Source organism: Streptomyces sp. P9-2B-2 (assembly GCF_030406865.1).
GTDB lineage: Bacteria > Actinomycetota > Actinomycetes > Streptomycetales > Streptomycetaceae > Streptomyces > Streptomyces platensis.
Genome location: NZ_CP129126.1, coordinates 2,114,056 through 2,140,523, shown reverse-complemented (window position 1 = coordinate 2,140,523; position 26,468 = coordinate 2,114,056). Strand labels below are relative to the sequence as shown.

Annotated in this window: 24 protein-coding genes; 17 read left to right on the top strand and 7 right to left on the bottom strand. The window is 71.9% G+C overall.

Annotation, left to right across the window (positions count from 1 at the left end):
• Nucleotides 1–66: 66 nt before the first annotated feature.
• The 7 genes from QT196_RS09265 (at nt 67) to QT196_RS09235 (ending at nt 8,867) form a co-directional block, all read left to right on the top strand.
• Nucleotides 67–2,211, top strand: coding sequence for a tetratricopeptide repeat protein (locus QT196_RS09265; protein WP_290354730.1), 2,145 nt, complete (start codon nt 67–69; stop codon nt 2,209–2,211).
• 168 nt (nt 2,212–2,379) lie between these two features.
• Nucleotides 2,380–3,495, top strand: coding sequence for an alanine dehydrogenase (ald, locus tag QT196_RS09260; protein ID WP_168483645.1), 1,116 nt, complete (start codon nt 2,380–2,382; stop codon nt 3,493–3,495).
• Nucleotides 3,496–3,984: 489 nt separating this feature from the next.
• The gene (locus QT196_RS09255; RefSeq protein ID WP_168478447.1) at nt 3,985–5,001 is read left to right on the top strand and encodes a ParA family protein; all 1,017 of its coding nucleotides are present in this window, start codon (nt 3,985–3,987) and stop codon (nt 4,999–5,001) included.
• Nucleotides 4,986–5,651, top strand: a complete 666-nt coding sequence (locus QT196_RS09250; protein ID WP_266735700.1) for a hypothetical protein — start codon at nt 4,986–4,988, stop codon at nt 5,649–5,651. Before QT196_RS09255 ends, QT196_RS09250 begins: the two co-directional genes overlap by 16 nt.
• 212 nt (nt 5,652–5,863) lie before the next feature.
• Complete coding sequence (locus tag QT196_RS09245) at nt 5,864–7,012, top strand: segregation/condensation protein A (RefSeq protein ID WP_266735702.1); 1,149 nt, start codon at nt 5,864–5,866, stop codon at nt 7,010–7,012.
• Complete coding sequence (scpB, locus tag QT196_RS09240) at nt 7,009–7,707, top strand: SMC-Scp complex subunit ScpB (protein ID WP_266735704.1); 699 nt, start codon at nt 7,009–7,011, stop codon at nt 7,705–7,707. Before QT196_RS09245 ends, scpB begins: the two co-directional genes overlap by 4 nt.
• Complete coding sequence (locus tag QT196_RS09235) at nt 7,707–8,867, top strand: pseudouridine synthase (protein WP_290354729.1); 1,161 nt, start codon at nt 7,707–7,709, stop codon at nt 8,865–8,867. Before scpB ends, QT196_RS09235 begins: the two co-directional genes overlap by 1 nt.
• Nucleotides 8,868–9,461: 594 nt before the next feature.
• Here the strand turns inward: QT196_RS09235 and QT196_RS09230 are convergent.
• A complete protein-coding gene (locus QT196_RS09230; RefSeq protein ID WP_168478444.1) occupies nt 9,462–10,157 on the bottom strand; it encodes a nucleotidyltransferase domain-containing protein in 696 nt (231 codons plus the stop codon).
• A 232-nt stretch (nt 10,158–10,389) separates the two neighbouring features.
• Between QT196_RS09230 and aroH the strand changes: the two genes are divergently transcribed.
• From aroH to der, 5 genes are all read left to right on the top strand, one after another.
• On the top strand, nt 10,390–10,752 hold the full coding sequence (gene aroH, locus QT196_RS09225; RefSeq protein WP_042157464.1) for a chorismate mutase: 363 nt from the start codon (nt 10,390–10,392) through the stop codon (nt 10,750–10,752).
• A complete protein-coding gene (locus tag QT196_RS09220; RefSeq protein ID WP_168478443.1) occupies nt 10,749–11,834 on the top strand; it encodes a prephenate dehydrogenase in 1,086 nt (361 codons plus the stop codon). Before aroH ends, QT196_RS09220 begins: the two co-directional genes overlap by 4 nt.
• An 86-nt stretch (nt 11,835–11,920) precedes the next feature.
• A complete protein-coding gene (gene cmk / locus QT196_RS09215) occupies nt 11,921–12,655 on the top strand; it encodes a (d)CMP kinase (protein WP_168478442.1) in 735 nt (244 codons plus the stop codon).
• Entirely contained in the window at nt 12,652–13,308 is a 657-nt protein-coding gene (locus QT196_RS09210; protein ID WP_290354728.1) for a lysophospholipid acyltransferase family protein, read from the top strand. The genes cmk and QT196_RS09210 overlap by 4 nt, the downstream gene beginning before the upstream one ends.
• Nucleotides 13,309–13,371: 63 nt before the next feature.
• On the top strand, nt 13,372–14,832 hold the full coding sequence (gene der / locus QT196_RS09205) for a ribosome biogenesis GTPase Der (protein ID WP_168478440.1): 1,461 nt from the start codon (nt 13,372–13,374) through the stop codon (nt 14,830–14,832).
• A gap of 26 nt (nt 14,833–14,858) precedes the next feature.
• Here der and QT196_RS09200 read toward each other — a convergent pair whose 3' ends face one another.
• Both QT196_RS09200 and QT196_RS09195 read right to left on the bottom strand, forming a co-directional pair.
• Nucleotides 14,859–15,197 carry a hypothetical protein gene (locus tag QT196_RS09200; RefSeq protein WP_168478439.1) on the bottom strand — a complete coding sequence of 113 codons (339 nt, stop codon included), beginning with the start codon at nt 15,195–15,197 and terminating at the stop codon, nt 14,859–14,861.
• 118 nt (nt 15,198–15,315) lie between these two features.
• Nucleotides 15,316–16,125, bottom strand: a complete 810-nt coding sequence (locus tag QT196_RS09195; RefSeq protein WP_085924245.1) for a hypothetical protein — start codon at nt 16,123–16,125, stop codon at nt 15,316–15,318.
• A 284-nt stretch (nt 16,126–16,409) separates the two neighbouring features.
• Here QT196_RS09195 and QT196_RS09190 point away from each other — a divergent pair, with 284 nt between their 5' ends.
• Entirely contained in the window at nt 16,410–16,970 is a 561-nt protein-coding gene (locus QT196_RS09190; RefSeq protein ID WP_168478438.1) for a transglycosylase family protein, read from the top strand.
• 28 nt (nt 16,971–16,998) lie between these two features.
• Here the strand turns inward: QT196_RS09190 and QT196_RS09185 are convergent, their stop codons facing one another.
• Nucleotides 16,999–17,793: a phytanoyl-CoA dioxygenase family protein gene (locus tag QT196_RS09185; RefSeq protein WP_168478437.1), complete on the bottom strand. Its 795-nt coding sequence runs from the start codon at nt 17,791–17,793 to the stop codon at nt 16,999–17,001.
• Between the two features lie 311 nt (nt 17,794–18,104).
• Between QT196_RS09185 and QT196_RS09180 the strand changes: the two genes are divergently transcribed.
• The 3 genes from QT196_RS09180 to QT196_RS09170 all read left to right on the top strand — a co-directional run bounded on the left by QT196_RS09180 (nt 18,105) and on the right by QT196_RS09170 (nt 21,445).
• Nucleotides 18,105–19,364 (top strand): glycosyltransferase family 4 protein, encoded by a 1,260-nt coding sequence (locus tag QT196_RS09180; protein WP_290354727.1) that lies wholly within the window; start codon nt 18,105–18,107, stop codon nt 19,362–19,364.
• Nucleotides 19,361–20,338 (top strand): hypothetical protein, encoded by a 978-nt coding sequence (locus QT196_RS09175; RefSeq protein WP_290354726.1) that lies wholly within the window; start codon nt 19,361–19,363, stop codon nt 20,336–20,338. The genes QT196_RS09180 and QT196_RS09175 overlap by 4 nt, the downstream gene beginning before the upstream one ends.
• 72 nt (nt 20,339–20,410) lie before the next feature.
• Nucleotides 20,411–21,445, top strand: a complete 1,035-nt coding sequence (locus QT196_RS09170) for a YafY family protein (RefSeq protein ID WP_168478434.1) — start codon at nt 20,411–20,413, stop codon at nt 21,443–21,445.
• Here the strand turns inward: QT196_RS09170 and ctaD are convergent.
• Nucleotides 21,336–23,015: a cytochrome c oxidase subunit I gene (gene ctaD, locus QT196_RS09165; RefSeq protein WP_168478433.1), complete on the bottom strand. Its 1,680-nt coding sequence runs from the start codon at nt 23,013–23,015 to the stop codon at nt 21,336–21,338. The two genes, QT196_RS09170 and ctaD, sit on opposite strands and share 110 nt — an antisense overlap.
• A gap of 508 nt (nt 23,016–23,523) precedes the next feature.
• On the opposite strand from ctaD, the gene QT196_RS09160 reads away from it, so the two are divergent.
• Nucleotides 23,524–23,736 (top strand): I78 family peptidase inhibitor, encoded by a 213-nt coding sequence (locus QT196_RS09160; RefSeq protein WP_042157438.1) that lies wholly within the window; start codon nt 23,524–23,526, stop codon nt 23,734–23,736.
• A 102-nt stretch (nt 23,737–23,838) separates the two neighbouring features.
• Here QT196_RS09160 and QT196_RS09155 read toward each other — a convergent pair whose 3' ends face one another.
• Nucleotides 23,839–24,876 carry a phosphatase PAP2 family protein gene (locus QT196_RS09155; RefSeq protein WP_290354725.1) on the bottom strand — a complete coding sequence of 346 codons (1,038 nt, stop codon included), beginning with the start codon at nt 24,874–24,876 and terminating at the stop codon, nt 23,839–23,841.
• A 288-nt stretch (nt 24,877–25,164) separates the two neighbouring features.
• A complete protein-coding gene (locus QT196_RS09150) occupies nt 25,165–26,358 on the bottom strand; it encodes a hypothetical protein (RefSeq protein WP_290354724.1) in 1,194 nt (397 codons plus the stop codon).
• Between the last annotated feature and the right edge of the window lie 110 nt (nt 26,359–26,468).

Below are 26,468 nucleotides of genomic sequence, written 5' to 3'. Positions count from 1 at the left end.
ACTACGCTCGGCAGCGTCCGCCCCAGCGGCGGATTCGTACGCGCAGGTGGACGGGAGCGTGAGCCGGTGACGGACCAGGCGGTGGGCGGGGGGCACCTCCCGCCGGAGGCGGCGCGAGCGCCTGCCACGACAGCGCCCGGACCGCGGGGCACGGCGCCCCGCCAGGACGGTGCCGCCCCCCGCCCCACCGTTCCCGCGACCGCCGCCGCCCCTGCCCCGAGTGGCTTCATCGGGCGGCGCCGCGAGCTCAAGGAACTGCACGCCGATATCGCCCGAGCCGGCCTGGACACCCTCTCCGGCCGCAAGGGCGCCCGCAGCCGGGTACTGCTGATCGCCGGGCGCCCCGGATCCGGCCGTACGGCCCTGGCCGAGGAGCTGCTGCGGGAACGGGCCGGCGACCACCCCGACGGGGTGCTGCGGGCCACCCTGACCGGGCCGGACGGCGAACCGGCCGACACCGGCCGCACCGCACGGGAACTGCTGGCCGCGCTCGGCACCGGCGCCCCGCCCGGCGCCCCCGAGGACGAGCTGACCGAGCGGCTGCGCGAGGCGCTCGCCGGGCGCCGGGCGCTGCTCTTCCTGGACGACGCACCGGGCGCCGACCAGGTCGAACCGCTGCTCCCGGACGCCCCGGACTGCCTGGTCGTGGTGGTCTCGCAGGGGCCGCTGACCGGCATTCCGGACGTCCGGCCGTGTGCCCTGGGCGGCCTGGACAGCGCGGCCGGGGTCGCCGTTCTCAGCCGGTACGCCGGGCCGACCCGGATCACCGTCGATCCGCGGACCGCCGACCGCGTCGTGGAGGAGTGCGGCGGCCAGCCGGCCGCCCTGGTGCTGGCCGGTGCCTGGCTCGCCGCCCGCCCGATGTCCTCGGTCGCCGATCTGTGCCAGGCGCTGCACGCCGTCCCGCTGCCGCCGGACCTGCCCACCGGCGCCCGGCCGCTGTTCCGCGCCTTCCGCCTGGCCCACGACGCGCTGCCGGCGCCCGCCGCCCGGATGCTGCGGCTGCTCACCCTGGCGCCGGGCGGACTGGTGGACGCGCACATCGCCTCCGCGCTGGCCGGCTGCTCGGTGGCGGTGGCCGCCACGACACTGGGCGAATTCGCCGCGCTCGGGCTGCTGCGGCCGGTCACCGCCGTGGACGACGAGGTCCCCGGCGCCCGGGCGCCCGACGCCGCCCTGTATCTCCCGTACCGCCTCCCCGGCTGCCTCGGCCCGCTGGTGCGCGAGCTGCTGACCGGGCACGAGCGCCCGGCCGACGTCCAGCTGGCCCGTGCCCGGATGCTGGAGCGGACCGTACGGCTGCTCCAGTCCTGCCGGGCGATGGGCGAGCCGGCCGATTCCCCCGCCCGGCAGAAGACCGCGGGGCTGCCGCGGTCGCTGCGCTTCAGCTCCCGGGCCGCCGCCGCGCACTGGCTGCGCAGCCGCCGGGGCGCCCTGCTGGACGCCGCCCGGATCGCCGTCGCGGACGGTGAACTCGACACCTTGGACCGGCGGTTGATGGCCGCGCTGACCCGGACGCTGCTGGCCCACCAGGGCGCCGAGGCCGCCGCGCCGGACCTCTACGCGCTGCACGGGCTCGTCCTGCGGGTCGCCGAGCGGCGCGGGCTGCCGCGGGAGCGGGCCGCAGCCCTGCTGAACCTCGGGGACCTGGACGGCCAGGCGGGACGGACCGCACAGGCGGCCACCCGCTACCGGGGTGCGCTGGAGGCGGCCCGCTCGGTGAAGGACCCGATGGCCACCGGCCGGGCGCTGGAGTCACTGGGCGGCGCGTACACCGAGCTGGGCGACTGGCAGCGGGCCGCCGACTGGTACGGCCGGGCCCTGGAGCTGCGGCTCGCCCGGGGCGAGGGCGCGGACGCGGCGCGGCTGCACGGCCGGATCGGCGGCGCGCTCAGTCAGGCGGGCCGGTGGGGCGAGGCGCTCAAGGCGTGGGGGGCCGCTGTCGGGGCCTGCCGGAGGCTCGGCGACGTGGCCGGTCAGGCGCGGGCGACCGGTGAGATGGCCCGGGTGCAGGAGTACGCCGGGCGGCCCGAGGATGCCCTGCGGACCTGCCTCGAAGCCCTGGATACGGCTCGGAAAGCGGGCGACGGACGGCTGGAGGCGGCCCTTCAGCTGCGGATTGCGGACACCCTCGACCGGCTCGGAGATCCGGCCGCGGCACGGCTCCATCGTGCCGCTGGAGAGCGACTCCTTGGAGATCATCCCGAGTGACCTACGAAATCGGTAGTGCTTCTCGCGAGAATTAATGCTTTGCAAGGCTAGACAAGAGGAGCTCCTTCAATAGACTGGCTGGACCGCGTTCGGCGCGGCCAGTTCCGTCATGCAAGGCATGAGGGGATAATTCCTCCTGCACCCTCTCTAGCAAGGACCGTGATCGACGTGAAGGTCGGTATCCCCCGCGAGGTCAAGAACAACGAGTTCCGTGTGGCCATCACGCCCGCCGGAGTCCACGAGCTCGTCCGCCACGGCCACCAGGTCTTCATCGAGAAGGACGCCGGTCTCGGCTCGTCCATCACGAATGAGGAGTACGTCTCCGCCGGTGCCTCCATCCTGGACACCGCCGATGAGGTCTGGACCACCGCTGACCTGCTGCTGAAGGTCAAGGAGCCGATCGCGGAGGAGTACCACCGTCTCCGCAAGGACCAGACGCTCTTCACCTACCTGCACCTGGCCGCTTCCAAGGAGTGCACGGACGCCCTGCTGGAGTCCGGCACCACCGCGATCGCCTACGAGACCGTCGAGACGGCCGGCCGCCAGCTGCCGCTGCTCGCCCCGATGTCCGAGGTCGCGGGCCGTATCGCCCCGCAGGTCGGCGCCTACCACCTGATGCGCCAGGCCGGCGGCCGCGGTGTGCTGCCCGGTGGCGTCCCCGGTGTCCACGCGGGCAAGGCCGTCATCATCGGCGGTGGCGTCTCCGGCTGGAACGCGCTGCAGATCGCCGTGGGCCTCGGCTTCCACGTCACCCTGCTCGACAAGGACATCAACAAGCTCCGCGAGGCCGACAAGATCTTCGGCACCAAGGTGCAGACGATCGTCTCCAACGCCTACGAGCTGGAGAAGGCCGTCGTCGATGCCGACCTCGTCGTCGGTGCGGTCCTGATCCCCGGCGCCAAGGCGCCGAAGCTGGTCACCAACGAGCTCGTCGCCAAGATGAAGCCCGGAAGTGTTCTTGTCGACATCGCGATCGACCAGGGCGGCTGCTTCGAGGACTCCCGTCCCACCACGCACGCCGAGCCGACCTTCCCGGTCCACAACTCGGTCTTCTACTGCGTCGCCAACATGCCCGGCGCGGTGCCCAACACCTCCACCCACGCGCTCACCAACGCCACGCTGCCCTACATCGTGGAGCTGGCGAACCGCGGCTGGGTCGAGGCGCTGCGCCGTGACCCGGCGCTGGCCAAGGGCCTGAACACGCACGACGGCAAGGTCGTCTACGGCCCCGTCGCCGAGGCGCACGGCCTGGAGCACGTCGAACTGCGCACCCTCCTCGGCTAAGACGTCAACCGCGGACGTCAACGCCGTACCACCGGCCGGGCCTTGTCGACAAGGCCCGGCCGGTCGCGTGTGCGACCCGCGGCGCGCCGCCCTCCGGGCCGCCGGTACTCAACTCGCCGCGAACGTAACCCTTTAACCGATTCGCGCACCCCTGAAACATCGGTCCGATACTGCTTGCGCCCTTGACATCGGGGGGTCCGGTTACCGACACATCGTGCCGGGTCCGGTGGATTGTGTTGCTGCGGACGCCCGACACGCCATAGAGTCGCCAACCGTCGGCATGGTGCCACGCTGACCTATCGATAAAGTTTCCTGGTCACGTCCAAGGAGGTAAGACGACTTGTGAATGAGTCGACATTTACTCCCGGAGGCGGTCAACCAGGAGTGGTTGCACGGGACCAGGGTCCCTCGGGGCGCGAGGCTGTCGGCTCCGTTGCGGTCCATACCTACGCAGCCCATCAGAGTATTTCCACGACAGCCCACCAGAGCATGGACGGCCATTACGTGAACGCCATGGCCGGCGACCGGGGCAGTGGAGAACCCGCCCGTCTCGCCGACTACGACGACCTGCCCGAGGGGCACTTCTACGATCCGGACGCGGAGTACGAGCCGGACCCCGAATACGCCGCGACGCTCGCGCCGGACGCCGCGCGCCAGCGCCGCGAACGCGTCGGCCCGACCGGACGCCCGCTCCCTTATTTCCCCATCCCGGGACCGCTGTCGGACCACGGCCCCGCCAAAATCATCGCGATGTGCAACCAGAAGGGCGGGGTCGGCAAGACCACCTCGACCATCAACCTGGGCGCCGCCCTCGCCGAATACGGACGACGGGTGCTGCTCGTCGACTTCGACCCGCAGGGCGCACTGTCCGTCGGACTCGGCGTCAACCCGATGGAACTCGACCTGACGGTCTACAACCTGCTCATGGAGCGGGGCATGTCGGCCGACGAGGTGCTGCTGAAGACCGCGGTCCCCAACATGGACCTGCTGCCCAGCAATATCGATTTGTCAGCGGCAGAGGTGCAGTTGGTCAGCGAGGTCGCGCGCGAGTCGACGCTCCAGCGGGCCCTGAAGCCGCTGCTGGCCGACTACGACTACATCGTCATCGACTGCCAGCCCTCGCTCGGCCTGCTCACCGTCAACGCCCTGACGGCGGCTCACAAGGTCATCGTGCCGCTGGAGTGCGAGTTCTTCGCGCTGCGCGGTGTCGCGCTGCTCACCGAGACCATCGAGAAGGTCCAGGAGCGGCTCAACCCCGAGCTGGAGCTGGACGGCATCCTGGCGACGATGTACGACTCCCGCACCGTGCACAGCCGTGAGGTCCTGGCGCGGGTCGTCGAGGCCTTCGACGACCACGTCTACCACACCGTCATCGGCCGTACGGTCCGCTTCCCGGAGACCACGGTCGCCGGTGAGCCGATCACCACATACGCCTCCAACTCCGTCGGCGCCGCCGCCTATCGTCAGCTCGCCAGGGAGGTGCTCGCCCGGTGTCACGCCGAGTGAGTCTGCCGGGCGCCGACGAACTGTTCCGTACCACCGGGGGAGTGGGGCTGCAGCCCTCCAGCCCCCGGCGCTCGGCGAACGGCTCCCCGGCCGGCGGTGAGGCGCCCCGGGTGCCCGCACCGGCCGGTGAGCCCGATCCGGCGGCGGACGGGCCGGAGGCGGCCACCGCGGTACGGCAGCGTCGGCCCGGGGCCGGCGGCTCGGACACCCCGGCGGCGACGGCCGGTGACGGCGGACCGGCCACCCCGCCCCGGGTGCCCGCCGTCGGCCCCCCGGCCGAGCACAGCGGCCGCGAGACGGCCGGCGAGACCGCCAAGGGCCACCGGGTCAAGGCGGCCAAGGGCGGCCAGACCGGCGCCGAGCCGGACGCCGCGACCGGGCAGACCGGTGGCCAGGGCCGCCGCCGCGGCGGCTCCCGCGGCGCCAACCGCCGCCCCAGCGGCCGGGAACGGCACGACGAGAAGATCACCGTCTATGTCTCCGCCGAGGAGCTCATGGACCTCGAACATGCGCGGCTGGTGCTGCGCGGCGAGCACGGCCTCGCCGTGGACCGCGGCCGGATCGTCCGCGAGGCGGTCGCCGTCGTCCTCGCCGACCTGGAGTCGCGCGGCGACGCCAGCATCCTGGTGCGGCGGCTGCGGGGCCGCTGACGCCCGCTTCCCGCGGTCCGTGCGTGCCGGTCGGCACCGTCGGGACCGCCGTCGTGGCCGCCCGCAGAGGACGGCCGAGAATTCCTGCGCCGGACGCCGCGGTGCGGAAACGTCACGCCGGGCGGGCCGGGATAGCCTGCCTCCTCGGCGGGGTCTCCCGCCCGTGACCAGCCCGTCGCCCCCGGCACGGGACCGCAGCACCATGGACCGCGATGCCGACGACCAACGACGAATCCCCCGCGCCCCGCACCCGCAGACCCCTCGGCCGCGGGGCGGGCGCGGGGCTGGTGTCACCGGGGGAGGCGGCGGCCCCGGAGGGGCCCGGGGCGGTGCCGGACGAGCCCCCGGCAGCTGAGATGCCGGAGGTTTCCGGTACGGCGGAGGCGACCCTCGCCGGGGAGGAACCCGCGACCGTCCCCGGTAGCGCTCCCACCGAGGCGCCGCCCGAGAACGGCGAGCAGGCCGAGCACGTCGAGAGCGGCGAAAGCGGCGAGAACCCCCGGAGCGCCGAGAGCCCCGAAAACCCCGACGGTCGCTTCACCCTCCACCTCGACAATTTCGAGGGCCCCTTCGATCTCCTCCTCCAGTTGATCTCGAAGCACAAGCTGGACGTCACCGAGGTCGCGCTGTCGAAGGTGACCGATGAGTTCATGGCGCACATCCGTGCCATGGGGCCGGACTGGGACCTGGACCAGACCACGGAGTTCCTGGTCGTGGCGGCGACGCTGCTGGATCTGAAGGCGGCCAGGCTGCTGCCCGTGGCCGAAGTGGAGGACGAGGCGGACCTCGCGCTCCTGGAGGCCCGTGATCTGCTCTTCGCCCGGTTGCTCCAGTACCGCGCCTACAAACGGATCGCGGACATCTTCAGCGGCCGGCTGGCGGAGGAGGCCCGCTGCCATCCGCGTACGGTCGGCCTGGAGCCGCAGCTGGCCGAGCTGCTGCCCGAGGTCGTGATCAGCACCGGGGCGGAGGGCTTCGCCAAGCTCGCGGTGAAGGCGATGCAGCCCAAGGCGCGGCCACAGGTCTATGTCGACCACATCCACGCCCCGCTGGTGAGCGTGCGGGAGCAGGCCGAGGTGGTGGTGGCGCGGCTGCGGGAGGCGGGCGAGCGCAGCTTCCAGGAGCTGTGCGCGGACGCACCGGACACCCTCACCGTCGTGGCGCGCTTCCTGGCCCTGCTGGAGCTCTACCGGGAGCGGGTGGTCGTCCTGGACCAGGAGGAGGCCCTGGGGGCGCTGACGGTCCGCTGGACGGGCGCGGAGGGGTCCGAGCCGGTGGTCACCGACGAGTTCGACCAGGAACCGGCACAGCGCGCCGCCGAGGCGGCGCGGACAGAGCGAGCGGGAGAGGAGCGGGCATGAGCGGCGCGGCCGGCGGCGAGGCGTACGACATCACGGAGACCGGTACGGGCGGCACCCCGGGCGAGCGGCCCGGGGCGCCGGCCGGGGCGCTGGGCGTCGACGGGCTTGAACTGAAACCCGCGCTGGAGGCCGTCCTCATGGTCGTCGACGAGCCCGCGACCGAGGAACACCTGGCCAGGGTGTTGCAGCGGCCCCGCCGTGCGGTCGCGCTGGCGCTGCGCGAACTGTCCGACGACTACACCCGCCAGGGGCGCGGTTTCGACCTGCGCCTGGTGGCCGGAGGCTGGCGCTTCTACTCCCGGGCCGCGTACGCGGACGCGGTGGAGAACTTCGTCCTGGACGGGCAGCAGGCCCGGCTCACCCAGGCAGCTTTGGAGACTCTGGCCGTGGTCGCGTACCGTCAGCCGGTCAGCCGTTCCCGTGTCTCGGCCGTACGCGGCGTGAACTGTGACGGTGTGATGCGCACGCTCCTCCAGCGCGGCCTGGTGGAGGAGGCGGGGACGGAACCTGAAACAGGTGCGATCCTGTACAGGACGACGAATTACTTTCTGGAGCGGATGGGCCTGCGCGGCCTCGACGAGCTCCCTGAGCTCGCACCGTTCCTCCCGGAGGCGGACGCGATCGAGGGCGATTCCCCGGAAGGTATCCCGTCGTTCGACGTAGACGACAGCGGCGACTCTCAGACGGATCATTGATGCGAAGCAGCGGCAGGAACAACGACAACGGGCGGGGCAACCACCGCGGCGCGGGTGGGGGCACCTCCCAGCCGAAGGCCGGGGGAAAGAGGGACGACAAGCAGCAGCGCGCCGGCCGTCCCCGTCCCGAGGAGCGCCGCTACGACGTGGGCGGAACCGGCGGCCCGGGCGGCAAGGACGAGCGCGGGGGCGCCAAGAGCGGCGGCCCCAAGAGCGGCGGCGCCAAGAGCACGGGCAGCCGGGGCGCGGCGGCCCGTGGCGGTGCCAAGGGCGGCCCCCGTACCGGCGCCAAGTCCGGCCCCGGTGCCAAGGGCGGCCCGCAGCGCGGCCGTGGCCAGGCGCCCGCGCGGCCCCGTGAGTACGACGCCCAGGTAGAGGAGCGCAACCGCGCCCGCCACAACAAGCCGCAGATCAAGACCCCCAAGACGTTCGGCGACGAGGAGGGCGAGCGCCTCCAGAAGGTGCTGGCCAGGGCCGGCATGGGCTCGCGCCGGGCCTGCGAGGAGCTGATCGACCAGGCGCGGGTCGAGGTCAACGGCCAGATCGTCATGGAGCAGGGCGTCCGGGTCGACCCCGAGAAGGATGAGATCAAGGTCGACGGCCTGACGGTCGCCACCCAGTCCTACCTCTTCTTCGCGCTGAACAAGCCGGCCGGCGTCGTCTCCACCATGGAGGACCCCGACGGCCGCCAGTGCCTCGGTGACTACGTCACCAACCGCGAGACCCGGCTCTTCCACGTCGGCCGCCTCGACACCGAGACCGAGGGCATCATCCTGCTCACCAACCACGGTGAGCTGGCCCACCGCCTCACGCACCCGCGCTACGGCGTCAAGAAGACCTACCTGGCCGCCATCCAGGGCCCGCTCCCGCGCGACCTGGGCAAGCAGCTCAAGGACGGCATCCAGCTGGAGGACGGCTACGCCCGCGCGGACCACTTCCGCGTCGTGGAGAACACCGGCAAGAACTACCTCGTCGAGGTCACCCTCCACGAAGGCCGCAAGCACATCGTGCGCCGGATGCTCTCCGAGGCCGGCTTCCCGGTCGACAAGCTCGTCCGCACGAGCTTCGGCCCCATCGCCCTCGGCGACCAGAAGTCAGGCTGGCTCCGCCGCATGACTAACACGGAGGTCGGCATGCTTATGCGAGAGGTCGAGCTTTAGCTCTTCTTCCCACGTTGTCGGCCGTCCCGCCGTCTGGGACCTCGCCGTTCCGCTGCGCTTTGCCCTGGCCGATGTTTTCGGCTTGCTCACCGTTGCGCCTGGCGGCGGGCGGGGTCCGCTGCGCGGGGCTGTCGGGTGCGGTGACGGGTCTGCGCGGGTGGGGGTTTCCGGACTGCTTCGCTTTACGTCCGGAAACCCCCACCCGCTCCGACCCGTCCCCTCCCGTTGAGGGGTGGGAAAACCTTGGTGGGTGGACCCGTAGGTGGTCCGGTGCGGCTCGTTGATCACATGCCATGGGGACGGGTGTGGGCACGGGCACGAGCACGGGTGTGGGCATCGGCGTAGGGATGGGCATGGGTGGCCCGCCCCCACTCACCGTCACTCACTCCCCCACGGGAGGGGACGGGCCGGAGGGGCCGGTGTGTGGGACGTAAAGCGAAGCAGTCCCACACACCGGCCCCGGAGGTCCGTCACCGCACCCACAGCCCCGCGCAGCGGACCCGGCCCGCCGCAGGCGCAACGGCGGGGGCACCGCGCAAGCGGGCCACAAACGGCGAGCAACCACCACGGCGGGAAAGCCAAAAACGCGGGCCGTCAAGCAAGCGCAGAAGCGCTCCGGGCGCGGTACAAGAAGTCGGCTACCCGGGCCCGGTCAGGGCTGGCTGGTAGGGGGGAGCCGGAGACCGCGGCTTCGGCTTCTTCGGAGAGGCGGGCCATTCGGCGTTCCACCGTGTTCCAGGGGACCTCGCCGCGGCGGACTGCCAGCAGGTGGTCCCGGTCCGGGCCGACGTCGAGGGTGAGCTCGCCGGTGCGGAGCAGGTCGCGGGAGCAGGCCAGTATCCGCAGCAGGTGCATGGCGTGTTTCCAGCGGGGCGCGCCGTGCTGCCGTACGTCGGCGCGCAGTTGTTTGAGCTGGCCGCCGGCGTAGCCGGCGAAGGTGCGGTGGACCTGCCGGGACAGGAACGCCTCGCGCAGCGTGAGCAGTTCCCGGCCGGTGGTGTCGATCCGCTCCACGAGCGGGGAGTGCAGGCATTCCAGGACGGTGGGGTTGGCGCGCAGCGCCAGCTGGCAGAACCGTTCCAGCTCCCAGGAGAACTCCTCCTCGCGCGGTCCCTCCACATGGGTCGGCGGCTTCTCGAAGCCCCAGAAGAGCGGGGTGGGGGCGAGAAACACCCCGCGGCGGTCGGTGTCGCTGGTCTCCGTGGCCAGGCCGAAGGCGCGCGAGCCCATCACGCAGGCGTAGACGGTGTGCTCGGTGACCAGGGAGTGATCTGCGGCGGCTTCGGACATGGCGGCGATTGTCGCTGGCGGGAGGGGGCGGTGTCACCAGGTTTCGGCGGTGCGTTTACCGGCCGGTTGAGGGCTCGGCCACCGTCGGTGCACGGGTGGTCGCGGGGCGCGCGGACCGCCGTCCCGCGCTGCCGGTCCGGCCGCGGCCGTACGGATTGTCCGTGCGGCTGGTTACGCTGATCAGTGCGCGCACAGGTGCGTGACGCGGCACATAACGCAGGGGAGCAGTGACGTGGCGGTACGAGCGGTCCGCGGGGCCGTCCAGCTGGAGCGGGACGACGCGGAGCACATGCAGGAGCAGGTCGGCGCGCTGCTCACCGCCATTCTGGAGCGCAACGAGCTGCGCGCGGACGACCTGATCAGTGTGTGGTTCACCGCCACCCCCGACCTGCACAGCGATTTCCCGGCCGCCGCCGCGCGGGCCCTGGGCATCACGGACGTCCCGCTGATCTGCGCCCAGGAGCTGGACATCACCGGCGCCATGGAGCGCGTGGTGCGGGTGCTGGCCCATGTCGAGACCGATCTGTCCCGGGCCGGGATCGCCCATGTCTACCTCGGCGCTGCCGGGGCGCTGCGGAAGGACATCGCGCAGTGAGGACCGCACTCGTCATCGGCACGGGCCTGATCGGCACCTCGGCCGCGCTCGCGCTCAACGCGCGGGGTGTGCAGGTGTTCCTGGAGGACCATGACCAGGCCCAGGCCCTGACGGCCGCCGCGCTGGGTGCGGGTACCGCCGAGCCGCCGCCGGGACCGGTGGATCTGGCCATCGTGGCCGTGCCGCCGGCCCATGTCGCGACGGCGCTGGCGGACGCGATGCGGCGCGGGGCGGCCCGTGCCTACATCGACGTCGCCAGCGTCAAGGGCGGCCCGCGCCGTGAGCTGGAGGCGATGGGCCGCGATCTGTCCGGCTACCTCGGCACGCACCCGATGGCGGGCAAGGAGCGCTCCGGCCCGCTGGCCGCCACCGCCGACCTCTTCGAGGGCCGCCCCTGGGTGCTGACCCCGACCCGTGACGGCGACACCGAGGTGCTCAATCTCGCGCTGGAGCTGGTCGCGCTGTGCCGGGCCGTCCCGGTGGTGATGGACGCGGATGCGCACGACCGCGCGGTCGCCCTCGTCTCGCACACCCCGCAGCTGCTCTCCAGCCTCGTCGCCGCCCGCCTCAAGGGCGCCGACGAGACCGCCGTACGCCTCTGCGGCCAGGGCATCCGGGATGTGACACGGATCGCGGCCTCCGACCCGGCGATGTGGATCGACATCCTGTCCGCGAACCCGGGCCCGGTCGCCGATGTGCTGTCCGAGATCGCCGCCGATCTCGACGAGACGGTGCGTTCCCTGCGTGCTCTGGAGTCCGCCGACGAGGACAAGCGCGGCGGCGGTGCCGGCGGCATCGAGGACGTGCTGCGCCGCGGCAACGCCGGGCGGGAGCGGGTGCCGGGCAAGCACGGCGCCGCCCCGGCCACCTACGAGATCGTCGCCGTCTACATCGGCGACCAGCCCGGTGAGCTGGCCCGGATCTTCGCCGACGCCGGCCGGGCCGGGGTCAATATCGAGGACGTCCGCATCGAGCACGCCACCGGCCAGCAGGCGGGCTTCATCCAGCTCATGGTCGAGCCGCAGGCGGTGCCGGTGCTCACCGCGGAGCTGCGGGAGCGGGGCTGGTCGATCCGGCAGTGACGCCGTGGACGGGGCGGTGCGGGTGAGCCAGTAACCTTGTCCGAGGCCCTTATGGCCCTTGGACCCCCGCCCCGTGTACAAGAAAGGTGTTCGTCACCGTGGAAACCGCCGCTCGGACCGCCCCGGCAGCAGTGATTGTCGCCATCGACGGCCCCGCAGGCACGGGCAAGTCCAGCACGTCCAAGGCCGTCGCCGCCAAGCTGGGCCTCGGCTACCTCGACACCGGTGCCCAGTACCGCGCGATCACCTGGTGGATGCTGAACAACGGGATCGACGTCAATGACGCGATCGCGGTGGCCGACGCCGCCGCCAAGCCCGTGATCGTCTCCGGCACCGACCCGGCCGCCCCGACCATCACCGTCGACGGCCTGGACGCCGCGGGCCCGATCCGCACCCAGGAGGTCACCTCCGCGGTCAGCGCGGTCAGCGCCGTCCCCGAGGTGCGGACCCTGATCACCGACCTCCAGCGCAGCATCGCCGCGGAGGCGCCGCTCGGCATCGTCGTCGAGGGCCGGGACATCGGCATCACCGTCCTGCCCGACGCCGACCTCAAGGTCTTCCTCACCGCCTCCCCCGAGGCGCGGGCGGCCCGCCGCAGCGGTGAGCTCAAGGGCAAGGAGGCCGGTGACCTGGCCGCCACCCGCGAGGCGCTGATCAAGCGCGACGCCGCCGACTCCGGCCGCAAGACCTCCCCGCTGGCCAAGGCGGACGACGCCGTCGAGGTGGACACCACCGAGCTGACCCTGGAGCAGGTCATCGAGTGTGTGGTCACTCTTATCGAGGGCGCCGGCGCCGAAAAGGCAGGGCGGGCCGCCCGGTGACCGACAGCGGCAGGGCGCCGAGCGCGGCGGGTGCCGCGGTCGGCCGCCGGATCGGCATCGGCCTGATGTACGGGCTGTGGCGGCCGCGGGTGCTGGGTGCCTGGCGGGTGCCGTCGGCCGGCCCGGTGATCCTCGCCGTCAACCACTCGCACGGTATCGACGGCCCGATGCTGATGGGCACCGCGCCGCGGCCGGTGCACTTCCTGATCAAGAAGGAAGCCTTCGTCGGCCCGCTGGACCCGTTCCTGCGGGGCATCGGGCAGCTGAAGGTGGACCGCGACACCACCGACCGCAAGGCGATCACCGACGCTCTCGGGGTGCTGACGGACGGCGGCGTGCTGGGGATCTTCCCCGAAGGCACCCGCGGCGAGGGCGACTTCGCCTCCCTGCGGGCGGGCCTGGCGTACTTCGCGGTGCGCTCCGGGGCCCCGGTCGTGCCGGCGGCGGTGCTCGGCGGCAAGGACCGGCACAGCCGGCTGTCGTCGGCCGTACCGGCGCTGCGCTCCCGCGTCGACGTCGTTTTCGGGGACGCCTTCGAGGCGGGTGACGGCAGCGGTCGGCGCACCCGTAAGGCGCTCGACGAGGCGACCGTACGGATCCAGGAGCGGCTGACCGCCCACCTGGCGGAGGCCAGGCGCCTGACCGGGCGCTGAACCACACATGAGTAGTGGGCCGCGGACGAGTGGCCCACCGATGATGAACGAGGAACGGACTTCATGAACGACCAGACCCCTACCGGCGACGAGCACGGTGCGCTTGGCGACGCCGAGTACGCGGAGTTCATGGAGCTTGCCGCGGAGGAGGGCTTCGATCTCGAGGAGGTCGAGGGTGACATCGCCGCGGCCGGCCATGGTCCGCTGCCCGTCCTCGCCGTCGTCGGCCGCCCCAATGTCGGTAAGTCGACCCTGGTGAACCGCATCATCGGCCGCCGGGAAGCGGTCGTCGAGGACAAGCCGGGCGTCACCCGCGACCGTGTCACCTACGAGGCCGACTGGAACGGCCGCCGCTTCAAGGTCGTCGACACCGGCGGCTGGGAGCAGGACGTCCTCGGCATCGACGCCTCCGTGGCGATGCAGGCCGAGTTCGCCATCGAGGCCGCGGACGCGGTCGTCTTCGTCGTCGACGCCAAGGTCGGCGCGACCGACACCGACGAGGCCGTCGTCAAGCTGCTGCGCCGCTCCGGCAAGCCCGTCGTCCTGGTCGCCAACAAGGTCGACGGCCAGTCCGGTGAGGCCGACGCCGCCATGCTGTGGTCGCTGGGCCTCGGCGAGCCGCACCCGATCTCCGCGCTGCACGGCCGGGGCACCGGCGACATGCTCGACGCCGCGCTGGAGGCGCTGCCCGAGGCCCCCGCGCAGACCTTCGGCACGGCCCTCGGCGGCCCCCGCCGGATCGCGCTGATCGGCCGCCCGAACGTCGGCAAGTCGTCGCTGCTGAACAAGGTCGCCGGCGAGGAGCGGGTGGTCGTCAACGAGCAGGCCGGCACCACCCGCGACCCGGTCGACGAGCTGATCGAACTGGCCGGCAAGACCTGGAAGTTCGTGGACACCGCCGGTATCCGCCGCCGGGTGCACCTCCAGGAAGGCGCCGACTACTACGCCTCGCTGCGCACCGCGGCGGCCGTCGAGAAGGCCGAGGTCGCCGTCGTCCTGATCGACGCGTCCGAGTCCATCAGCGTCCAGGACCAGCGCATCATCACGATGGCCGTGGAGGCCGGACGCGCCCTGGTCATCGCCTACAACAAGTGGGACACCCTCGACGAGGAGCGCCGCTTCTACCTGGAGCGGGAGATCGAGCGGGACCTCGTGCAGATCCCCTGGGCGATGCGGGTAAACGTCTCCGCGCGCACCGGCCGCCACATGGAGAAGCTGGTCCCGGCGATCGAGACCGCGCTGGCGGGCTGGGAGACCCGGATCCCCACCGGGCGGCTGAACGCCTTCCTCGGTGAGATCGTCGCCTCCCACCCGCACCCGATCCGCGGCGGCAAGCAGCCCCGCATCCTCTTCGGCACCCAGGCGGGCACCAAGCCGCCGCGCTTCGTCCTGTTCGCCTCCGGCTTCCTGGAGGCCGGCTACCGCCGCTTCGTCGAGCGCCGGCTGCGGGAGGAGTTCAGCTTCGACGGGACGCCGATCCACATCTCCGTGCGCGTGCGCGAGAAGCGCAGCAAGAAGAAGTAGCGGCGCTCTCCGGCCGTGCGGACGGCTCAGTGTCCGCGCGGCCGGGAATCCCGCCGGGCCGGTGGGAGCGCCGCCGGGCCCTGCCCCCGGGAGTGGTAGGGCTGTCGGCTCACGACCTCCCAGTGGCCCGCGGAGCCCGGCGTACGGCTCCAGCTTCCGCGTAGCGACTCCGGGAGTTCCGGCTCGTCCGTACGGTCCCCGGGCAGCGCCCGGAAGCTGCGGCGGTACTCGGCGTACAGCGCGTCATAGATCGGCGTGGCCGAGCCGTGGTCCGCGGTGTGCGCCGGCCCGTGTTCGCGTGACGGGCGCATGCCGGGGATCGGGTGGGTGTACTGGGCGGGAACGGAGGGGTCGTATGCGTGCACGTATGTGCCAACGACCCCGATGGCCGCGGGATGCGGCTTTCCTGCGGAAATGGCTGATCGCGAGGGCATGACCGGCCGGATCGGCGGTCCTGCCCCCGCGATCGGGACCACGGGAAGATCAGGTGCCGGCCAGCGGGATCTCCGCGGCGACCAAGGCGCCCTTCGCGGCGGCGTCCTCCAGTGCCTGCCGCATCAGGTCCTCGCGGGGCTGGTGGCCGATGGTGCCGGCGGGTGCGGCGTACAGCACCACGGACTGTGCCTTGTTGGCCGCGGCGCGCCAGCCGTCCGAGACGGCCAGCGGCTGGTGGGCCTGCCACCAGGCGGACTGCTGGCCGGAGTTGCCCGGCTGGAGGACGGCGTGCAGTTTGCCCATGGCCAGCAGCGCGGACCAGCCCGGGTTCGGGCCGGGGAGCTGGTTCATGTCCGTGACCGGGTGGAAGCCCTGCTCCAGGAGCAGCGGCAGGAAGTCGTCATCCGGGCCGGCCGAGCCGGGACGGGCGATCGGGCCGTCGGGCTCGACCACCAGGGCCGGGCGCAGGTCGGCCTCGACGAGCACCAGACCGCAGGTGATCCCGAGGGTCGCCTGGCGGGGCGCGGTGGGAACCGGGACGGCCGGGGACGGCTGCGATCCGGGCGTGCGGGGGGCGGCGTCCTCTCCGGTGATGGAGCGTACGGCTCCCTGGAGCTGCTCCTCCGAGACCGGGACGACCTGCGAGGGGATGCAGGTGGCATGGGCGAACGCGAGCACCGCGGTCTCCTCGCCCACGAACAGGACGGTGCTGGTGCGCTCCTGGTCGCTGTCTCCGGGGGTCCGGCAGGAGGTGCAGTCATAGCTGCCGGGGGCGTCGCCACCGGCCAGCAGGCGGTCGGCTTCTTCGTCGCCGATCTCGGCGCGAACGTCGTCGCTGACGTCGAGCATGCGCGGCACGGGTGGCTCCTCGATCTCTGTGCGTCTGCCGGGTGGTCTCCCGGCTCGTACAAGCACAACGGGTGACCTGCGGCAGGAGTCACGCGAGGACGGGAACAGAATCGAACCAATCGCCGCACAGCGGAAAATCACGGAAAGCCGCCCCACAAGCGGTCACTTAACGCCAACTCTTGCGCAGAACTTGGCGCAGTCGGCGGCGTTCCGTACGCCGGACCGGGTGGGACCGGGACGCCGAGGGCGTGGCACGCTCGCCGGCGCCGGCGGGCTGCTTACCGTCACCGGCTATGTCGGACAACTCTTCGGCGCCACGGCGCCTCGTGGGATCCGTCGGGCTGCTCACCGCGGCGGCCGCCGCCCTGCTCCTGGGCCTGCCCGGGGGCGCCGCCGCCGACGGGCCGGACGGCCCCGGCAGGACCTCGCACGCCTGCGCCGGTGACCAGTGGCCATGGGGCTGCCTCGCCGAGTGCGAGAGCAGCGGTGACTGGCACATCAACACCGGCAACTCCTTCTACGGCGGGCTCCAGTTCCACCAGCCCACCTGGGAGGACTTCGGCGGCCTGGCCTTCGCGCGGCGGGCCGACCTCGCCTCCCGTGAGGAGCAGATCGAGGTCGCGAAGAGGGTCCAGGCCGCCCAGGGCTGGGGCGCCTGGCCGGAGTGCGCCCGGCGCTACGGGCTGACCGCCAAGAGCCGGACCCATGTCGTACGGCGCGGGGAGACGCTCGGCGAGATCGCCGCCAAGTACCGGGTGACGGGCGGCTGGCAGGCGCTCTACAAGGCCAACCGGTCGGCCATCGGCCAGAACCCCAACCGGCTGTCGATCGGCACCCGGCTGCGGCTCCCCTAGAACGGCCCTGAACGCTGGGCCGTCGGCGTCAGTATCCGAGACCGCGTCGAATGGCGACCTCCACCGGTGAGTAGTCCCCGTCGGGCCGTTCGATGCGGGGGTCCGCACCCGGCCTGGGGAGCAGCGGCGGCTGGGCCATGAAACGGGGCTCGGTGCCCCGGTGCGGCTGTGCGCCGTGCACCAGGAATGGGTGGCAGAGGTAGACGTCACCGGCGCGGCCGGTGGCCAGGGCGAGCGGCCGGTGCTCGGTGGCGGGCACCGCGCGCCCGGCGAGGTCCATGAAGGACAGCCCGGCCTCACCCTCCGGCCCGAGGAGTGCGGCGACGTCCAGATGGGAGCCGACCCGGATGCGGGTCGGCGCGTCGTCGTCCCCCACGTCGGACATCAGGAACAGCATCAGCAGCCAGCGGCCCCTGGACGCGGCGTTCACCCGGTAGGACAGGAAGTCGGCGGGGTCGTCGCCCGGGAAGCTCGCGTCGATGTGCCAGCCGTCGTCGCCCGGTTCGTCGTCGCTGCGGAACCGCACCGGGAACGTGCCGAGGTCGCCGCGCGGAGCCCAGCGCTCCTTTCCGGTGAGCGCGTCGTACGCGGCGCGCAGCCGGGGCGAATTGACGGCGGCCCGGAAGGGTTCCTGCCCGTAGAAGCCGAGCCGGACGACGGGGTCCTTCCATGTCGCCGGATCGCCGGGCTCACCCGGGAGGTCCCGCCACATGATCTCCCGGCACTCCGCCGCGACCTCGGGTGAGAACGCGCCCTCCACACGGAGGAAGCCCTGCTCCACGAATGCGGATAAGGCGGTGTCATCAACAGTTGAGTCATCCATGGGGCCAGCGTGACGCGGGGGACGGGCGGCGGCCAGCGATTTTCCGGGGGCGCCGCCGGGCCGGGGTGCGCGGCGCTCAGCGGACGTCTCCGGCTCCCGTGGGGCGGAGGGGATTTATGGCCCAAGGGTTCCATGAAGTGATTACCGATGAACTAACTCTTTTGGAACAAGTTGGCGAAAGGCCCAACCGGGATCCCCGTTTCGCGGTCCTTCCCTAGAGCAGGGGGCTGCCTCGCACCATCAGGAGGGGAGCGCGAAGCGGCCCCGGGGGAGATCAGGCAGGACCGGAAGACCAGGGGACACGGGGACGGATGCACATCTCATTCCTGATTCACAATGCCTACGGTATCGGGGGGACGATCCGGACCACGTTCAATCTGGCCCGGACGCTGGCCGAACGGCATGACGTCGAGATCGTGTCCGTCCTGCGGCACCGCGACGACCCGGTCTTCGACCTGGGTCCCCGTGTTTCGCTGCGGCATCTCGTGGACCTCAGGGAGAGCAGTCCGGGCCATGACGGCGCCGATCCCGAGCACGCCCGTCCCGCCAGGGTCTTCCCCGCCGCCGAGGGCCGCTACGACCAGTACAGCGAGCTCACCGACCGCCGGATCGCCCAGTATCTGCGCCGTACGGAGGCGGACGTGCTGGTCGGTACCCGGCCCGGCCTCAATGTGCACATCGCCAGGCAGGCGCGCCGCGGCCCGGTGCGGATAGGCCAGGAGCACCTCACCCTGGACACCCACAACCGGGCGCTCAAGCTGGCGCTGCGCGGCGCCTATCCGCGCCTCGACGCGGTCACCACCGTCACCGAGGCCGATGCCGACGCCTACCGCCGGACGCTGCGGCTGCCCGGCGTGCGCGTCGAGGCGGTGCCCAACAGCGTGCCGGCGCCCGCTCTCGCACCTGCCGACGGCAGCGGCAAATGGGTCGTCGCGGCCGGCCGGCTCGCCCGCGTCAAGCGCTATGACGTGCTGATACGCGCCTTCGCCCAGGTCGCCGCCGAGCGGCCCGACTGGCGGCTGCGGATCTACGGCGGCGGCGCCGAGAAGGCCACGCTGCGCGCCCTGATCGACGAACTCGGCCTGTACAACCACGTCTTCCTGATGGGCCCGGCCAACCCTCTGGAGCCGGAGTGGGCCAAGGGCTCGATCGCCGCGGTCTCCTCCAGCCTGGAGTCCTTCGGGATGACCATCGTCGAGGCCATGCGCTGCGGTCTGCCGGTCGTCGCCACCAACTGCCCGCACGGGCCGGGCGAGATCATCGACGACGGGGTGGACGGCAAGCTGGTGCCGGTCGGCAATCCGGAGGCGCTGGCCGGCTCGCTGCTGACGCTGATCAACGACGATGCCGCCCGCAGGCGGATGGGGGTGGCCGCGCTGGCCTCGTCGGCGCGCTTCGACCCCGCCACGGTCGCCGGGCGCTATGAGGCGCTCTTCGGGGAGCTGCTCGCCCGCAGGCGCGACAGCCGATGGCACAGCAGCCTGCATCGCGCCCGCGGAGCCCTGCTCAGCGGCGCTTACGCCACCAAGGACGCGGCCCGCGCCGCGCTGAGAGGGGTGCGGACGGTATGACGGCGGCGAGCCAGTTGACCGTGACCGGACACGAGACGAAGGAGTCGTCCGCCATCGATCAGGAACCCATGGCTCCGGCGAGCCCGAGACCCGAGGGCCCCGGGCGGCCGGGCGAGCGGGGCGGCGAAGCGGCTCCGGCGGAGCTGCGGGCCGACTGCATCGCGGACTCCGCGGGCGGCCTCACCTTCGACCTGAACGCCCCTCAGGACACCCACACCACCTGGAGCGCGGCGCTGGTCCTGCGGCTGCGCGGCGGCGACGGCGCGGACGACGAGGTACGGCTGCCGCTCGGGCCGAACGGCGCCGGACGGCTGCGCGCCGTACTGCCCAGCACCGTTGCGCTCGCCGAGGGCCGCTGGAACGCCTACGCCGACCTCGGCGACGGCCAGGACCCCCGGCGCCTGCTGCCCGGCGTCAACGATCTGCGGTCGCTGGTGGACCGCCGGCCGCTGGCGGGCATCGGCCGCCTCGGTGTGCGCATCCCGTACGCAACGAAGTTCGGCAACCTCGCGCTGCGCAGCTGGCTGCGCGGCCCGCACGCCGAAGCCGGTGACATCCTTGTCGCCCCCGACGGCATGACGGTCTCCGGCCGGCTCTACGGTGCCGTCCCGGCCGCCGGTGCCCGTGCGGAGGCCCGTGCGCGCCGCAATCCGAAGTCCCCGGAGACGGCACCGGCCACGGTGGCCGTCCCGCTGACCGTCGACGGCGCGGACTTCACCTTCACGCTGCCCTACGCGGAGCTGGTCGGCCGGTGGGCGCACGGCAGCGAGCCGTGGGACCTGTGGCTGCGCCTCGCCGACGGTGCCCGGTCGGTGCGGATCGCCCGCCTCCTGGACGATGTCGCCGACAAGAAGCAGGTGTTCAGCTACCCGGCGCTGCCGGTGCCGGCCGCCGCGGGCGAGCTCAGGATCGGCCCGTATTACACGCTCGACAACGACCTGGCCCTACGGGTCGCCGGGCCGGCCGAGGACTGACGGGGCACCGGCTGCGGTCCCGGTCCGGTATCGAGGACCGCAGCTGTCCGCAAGGGCTGCGAAACTCGGGCCATGTTGGAGACCTCGGCACGTCTGCTCCGTCTGCTCTCCCTGCTACAGGCCCACCGGGAGTGGTCCGGCGCGGAGCTCGCCGACCGGCTCGATGTCACCCCGCGCACGGTGCGCCGGGACATCGACCGGCTGCGCGAACTGGGCTACCCCGTCCACTCCGCGCCGGGGACGGCCGGCGGCTACCGGCTCGGCGCGGGCGCCGAACTCCCGCCGCTGCTGCTGGACGACGACGAGGCGGTGGCGGTCGCGGTCGGGCTGCGCACCGCCGCGGCCGGTGGTGTCGACGGCATCGAGGAGGCCTCCGTACGGGCGCTGGCGAAGCTGGAGCAGGTGCTGCCGCACCGGCTGCGGCGCCGGGTCGGGGCGCTGACCGCCTTCACCGTGCCGATCCTCGACGCGGGCGGCCCCCGGGTGGATCCGCACACCCTCACCGAACTCGCGCACGCCTGCCGGGACAGCCAGCGGCTCCGCTTCGACTACACCACCCATGACGGCACGGCCTCCCGCCGCACCGTGGAACCGCTCCGCCTGGTCTGCGCCCGGCGCCACTGGTACCTCGTCGCCTGGGACGTGGACCGCGACGACTGGCGCACCTACCGTGCCGACCGCATCACCCCCACCCCGCCGCACGGCCCGCGCTTCGACCCCCGTACGCCACCGGCCGAGGACCTCGCCGCCTATGTCTCCCAGGGCATCTCCACCCGGGCGTACGCGACCCGGGCCACCGTGCTGCTGCATGCCTCGCTGGAGCAGGCCGCGGCGCGCATCAGCCCGGCGGCCGGGGTGCTCGAAGCGGTCGACGAGCGGCACTGTCTGCTGCGCACCGGGGCGCACAGCCTCGACCTGATGGTGCTGCACATCGTGCTGACCGGCTTCGACTTCGAGGTCCGGGAGCCGCCGGAGCTGCTCGGCAAGGTACAGGAGGTCAGGGACCGGCTGGACCGGGCTCTGGTACCACCACCGGCTGCTTCCCCACCTCCGGGTGGTGCAGATCGAACGCCGGGGACTCGGAGCGGATCCTCGGCAGGGTCGTGAAGTTGTGCCGGGGCGGCGGTGAGGACGTCGCCCACTCCAGGGACCGGCCGAAGCCCCACGGGTCGTCCATGGTGATCCTGACGCCGTGGTGGGTGGTCTTCCAGACGTTGTAGAGGAAGGGCAGCGTGGACAGCCCGAGCAGGAAGGAGCCGATGGTGGAGAAGGTGTTCAGCGCCGTGAAGCCGTCGGCGGCCAGATAGTCGGCGTACCGCCGGGGCATGCCCTCCACGCCCAGCCAGTGCTGGACGAGGAAGGTGGTGTGGAAGCCGATGAACAGCGTCCAGAAATGGATCTTTCCCAGGCGCTCGTCGAGCATCTTGCCGGTGAATTTCGGCCACCAGAAGTAGAAGCCCGCGTAGGTGGCGAAGACGACCGTCCCGAAGACGACGTAGTGGAAGTGGCCGACGACGAAGTACGAGTCGGTGACGTGGAAGTCCATCGGCGGTGAGGCCAGGATGACGCCGGTCAGCCCGCCGAACAGAAAGCTCACCAGGAACCCGATCGACCAGAGCATCGGCGTCTCGAACGACACCGAGCCGTGCCACATGGTGCCGATCCAGTTGAAGAACTTCACCCCGGTCGGCGCCGCGATCAGGAACGACATGATGGAGAAGAACGGCAGCAGCACCGCCCCGGTCACGAACATATGGTGCGCCCAGACCATCACCGACAGCGCCGTGATGGCCATCGTCGCGCCGATCAGCATGACGTAGCCGAAGATCGGCTTGCGGGAGAAGACCGGGATGATCTCCGTGATGATGCCGAAGAACGGCAGCGCGATGATGTAGACCTCGGGATGGCCGAAGAACCAGAACAGGTGCTGCCACAGCAGCGCCCCGCCCCACTGCGCGTCGAAGACCACCGCCCCGAACTGCCGGTCCGCCTCCAGCACCAGCAGCGCGGCCGCCAGCACGGGGAAGGCCATCAGCACCAGGATCGATGTGAAGAGCACGTTCCAGGTGAACACCGGCATCCGGAACATCGTCATGCCGGGCGCCCGCAGCACGATGATCGTGGTGATGAAGTTGACGGCGCCGAGGATCGTGCCGAATCCGGCGAGCGCCAGCCCCATGATCCACATATCGGCGCCGACGCCGGGGGAGCGGACCATCGAGTTGAGCGGGGCGTAGGCCGTCCACCCGAAGGCCGGGCCGCCGAACGGTGTGAGGAAGCTGCCCAGCACGATCAGCCCGCCGAAGAGGAACAGCCAGTACGAGAGCATGTTCAGCCGCGGGAAGGCCACATCGGGTGAGCCGATCTGAAGCGGCATGATCTCGTTCGCGAAACCGGCGAACGCGGGGGTGGCGAACAGCAGCAGCATGATCGTGCCGTGCATGGTCACCGCCTGGTTGAACTGTTCGGCGTTGATGATCTGGAGCCCCGGACGGGCCAGCTCGGCGCGCATCACCATCGCCAGCAGGCCGCCGACCAGGAAGAACCCGAACGCGGTGATCAGGTAGAGGTGCCCGATCTTCTTGTGGTCGGTGGTGGTCAGCCAGTCCACCAGCACCGAGCCGGGGTGCCGCGCCCCGGAGGGCCGGATGTGCGCCCGGTCGGCGTCCGTAACCATCCGCTGCACCTCGTTCGTCGAAGGTGGACTGGGGCCCGGCACATGATGCTCGCGTGGGGGACGCAGGGCGAGAGGGCGCTCCGGTCCGTTCCGGTGGCATCCGGCGGGCGGTGGACGGCGGGGCCGGGAGAGCGAGGGGCCCGGTAAGCGAGGTGATGGGTGATGTGCGGAAAATGTGTGTGGAGTGTGTCTCGTTGGCCAATTTCCGGTCGGCCGATAAAGGGCGTCGGGTAATGCAAATCCGGAACTGACAGGGGATTGTTTTCGGACGGCGCGTCGCGTTGACCGGACCGACTGCGTCCGTTCCGTCTTCGATCAAGGCGGAATTCCGGCCGATTAATTTTCCACCCGGTTGCGCCGTCACGCGGCGCGTACGGGTGACGGAAGTTCCGGCAAACGCGCGCACGTTCGCTGTGACACAAGTGTGACCAATGCCGGACCGGGAAGTCACCGGGGCGTGCGAGGGCGGGCCTTCCACGGGCCGTCGCGGGCGCCTACGGTGGCTGTCATGGACGTACCGAACCTCCCCGACAACCCCCAGGACGACATCGAGGCGTATGTCGGTCTCGCGCAGCAGGACGCCGAGGAACAGGCGAGAGCGCGCGGCTGGACCACCGTCCGCTCGCTGCCGCCGGGCGCGATCATCACGATGGAGTACCTGGCCGGCCGGCTCAACTTCGAGGTCAAGGACGGCGAGGTGCACCGCAGCTGGCAGGGCTGACCGCGGCTGTCGACGACGAAGGCCCCGGCCGCTCCTGGGAGCGGCCGGGGCCTTCGGTGCGGGGTGAGGGTGTGCGTACCGGCCCCGCGGCTGGTGGGGCGGTCAGCCGCTCCCGTTGCGGCCGCGCCCGGACGTCGGGCTCAGCGGCGAGGTGCGCGGGACGCGGTCCGCGTGCGGTGGCCGCCGGCTGCCCGCCGGGGTGGTCGGCGTGCGCTCCGAGCGGATGGAATACGGGCGCGACGGGTGGTGCGGCCAGCCGTCCGGGGTGTGCCCGGTGGCCGAGCGGCCGCCCGTACCGGCGGAGATCGTCTCGCGTACCAGGACCTCGCCGTCGGAGGCGAGGCGCTGCCGGGAGACTCCCGCGGCCGGCGCGCCGGCCGGCAGCGGCCCGCGCAGCGAATCGGGGCGCAGCCGCAGCCACAGCCGCAGCAGGACGCCCATGAGACGGTCCTCGAACCAGGTGACCGCGGGCTCCAGCCAGGGCATCGCCAGCAGCACCAGCAGCCCCGCGGCCCAGCCGAGCAGCACATCGCTGACCCAGTGGGTCCCGAGGTAGACGGTGGTCATGCCGACGCCCAGCGCGCCCAGCGCGGCGATCACCGACAGCGTGCGGCGGCGCAGCGAGGTGGTCGCCAGGTAGGCCAGCACACCCCACGTGACCACGGCGTTCGCGGTGTGACCCGAGGGGAATATGTCGCCGTCGAGCCACATCTCGTTGGCGCCCACCACGGTCGCGTAGTGCGGGCCGAGCCGGCCCATGCCGAGCTTGGCGGCGCCCACGGTGACGTTCAGCAGCAGCAGTGAGGCGCCGAGCACCAGCAGCGGGTGGAGGTTGCGCTGCCGCCAGCAGCGCCAGCCCAGCCAGGCGGCCACCGCCACCGCGGTCGGTCCGCGCTGCCCCAGCACCACGAAGTAGTCGAGGAAGGCATGGATCTCCGGCCACTGCTTGTAGGGCCGGAAGAACATGACCTGCCAGTCGAACGTGACCAGCCATGAAGTGGCCAGCACCCCGGCCACGATCGCGAGATAGACCGCCAGGGTGCCCCAGAACAGCCACATCCGGGTCGGGGTCATGCTGGGCGGTCGAACGCGATCGGTGGGGCGCTCCTCCATCTGGTCGAGCTTGTCATCGGTACGCACTCAATCGACGTTACCGCGTGTGATGTAGGTGCTTGGTCAAACTGTGCGCTTTGTAATGACGATGTGATGTGGAATGTGTCTCAATCGAGGCTTCGCCACAGGGATTTGGAAGGGAATTCCCGGCGATTCTCAATCGGCTCCGCGCATGCGCGTGTCGTCACCCTGAGCGCCTTATCTTCTTTTCCCCTCCGGAGTTTATCGGCTATTCGCTCATGGGTAGCGTGACGTTTCCTCGCGGCGATGCTCACGGAACGGACTCGATCGGTCACGCGGAGTATCGACGGGAGGTCATGGCGGGCCCGAACCGTTCAGCCAGAACGCCCCGTAGACCGCGGAGCCCGCCGCCGCCACCCCGACGACCAGCCAGGTCCACACCGGGTGTCTTCGCGCCAGCGCCACTGCCAGGGGCAGCAGCAGCGGGTAGGCCGGCAGCATCAGCCGGGGCTTGGACCCGAAGTAGCCCTTGGCGGTCAGCGCGAGCACCAGCACCGCCCCGCCGTAGACGGCCAGCGGCAGCGGCTGCCCCTGCCGCACCCCGTGCACGTGGAGCCAGATCACCAGTCCGACGCCGACGACCAGGGCGATTCCGGCCGCGAACGTGGGCCCCGACAGCTGGTGCCAGACGAAGGAGCAGAACGCGATCCCCCCGTCGAAGCCGTTGCCCCAGCCTTCCTGGACGTCCAGATAGCCGGTGAACGAGCCCTGCCGCGCCCCGACCCACAGGAAGTAGCCGCACCAGCCGAGCGGTGCGAGCAGCACACCGGGCAGCATCCCCGGGTGCCGGAGCGGCGCCGTGCGCAGCCGTGCCCCGCCGGCCCGCTCCCGCCACAGCGTCACCGCCGCGGTGAGCCACACGGCCGCCACCACCGCCGCGCCCACCGGCCGGGTCAGCCCGGCCAGCGAGCACAGCACCCCCGCCCACACCCAGCGCTCCGTCAGCACGGCGTACAGACTCCAGGCCGCGAGCGCGGTGAACAGCGCCTCCGAGTACGCCATCGACTGCACGATCCCGACCGGCAGCGCGGCCCACAGCGCCGCGAGCGCGACCCCGGCCCGCGGCCCGTGCAGCCGCTCCCCGGTCGCGTACAGCGCCCAGGCCGCACCCAGCGACGCCAGCCAGGCCACCAACAGTCCGGCGTCCGCGGGCGACAGCGTCGTGAGCGCCGACAACCCGCGCTCCAGCCAGGGGAACAGCGGGAAGAAGGCCAGGTTGGAGTGCACTTCGCCGGTGGGCAGGGCGACGGTGTAGCCGTAGCCCTGCTCGGCGACCCGGGTGTACCAGAGCGCGTCCCAGCGGGCGGCCAGCAGGGTGTGCCAGTTCTTGCCGTCGGCCGCCGACCAGAGGGCGAGGGTCACGATCCCCAGCAGCCGGATCGCCGCGTACGCCAGCAGCGCGGGCGCGGCCCGGCGCAGCGCGGCCCGTACGACGGATCCGTCGTACGGGGGCCGGCCGGGAACGGCGGCGGAGGCAAGATCGTTCATCGGGACGATTATCCAGGTGGCCGAAGAACGACTGCCGACGGCAAGTGGGGGAACGCATGGCGCTGCGATGAGCGTCTCATCGTGAGGTGAGCCACGCGGCACGCCACGGG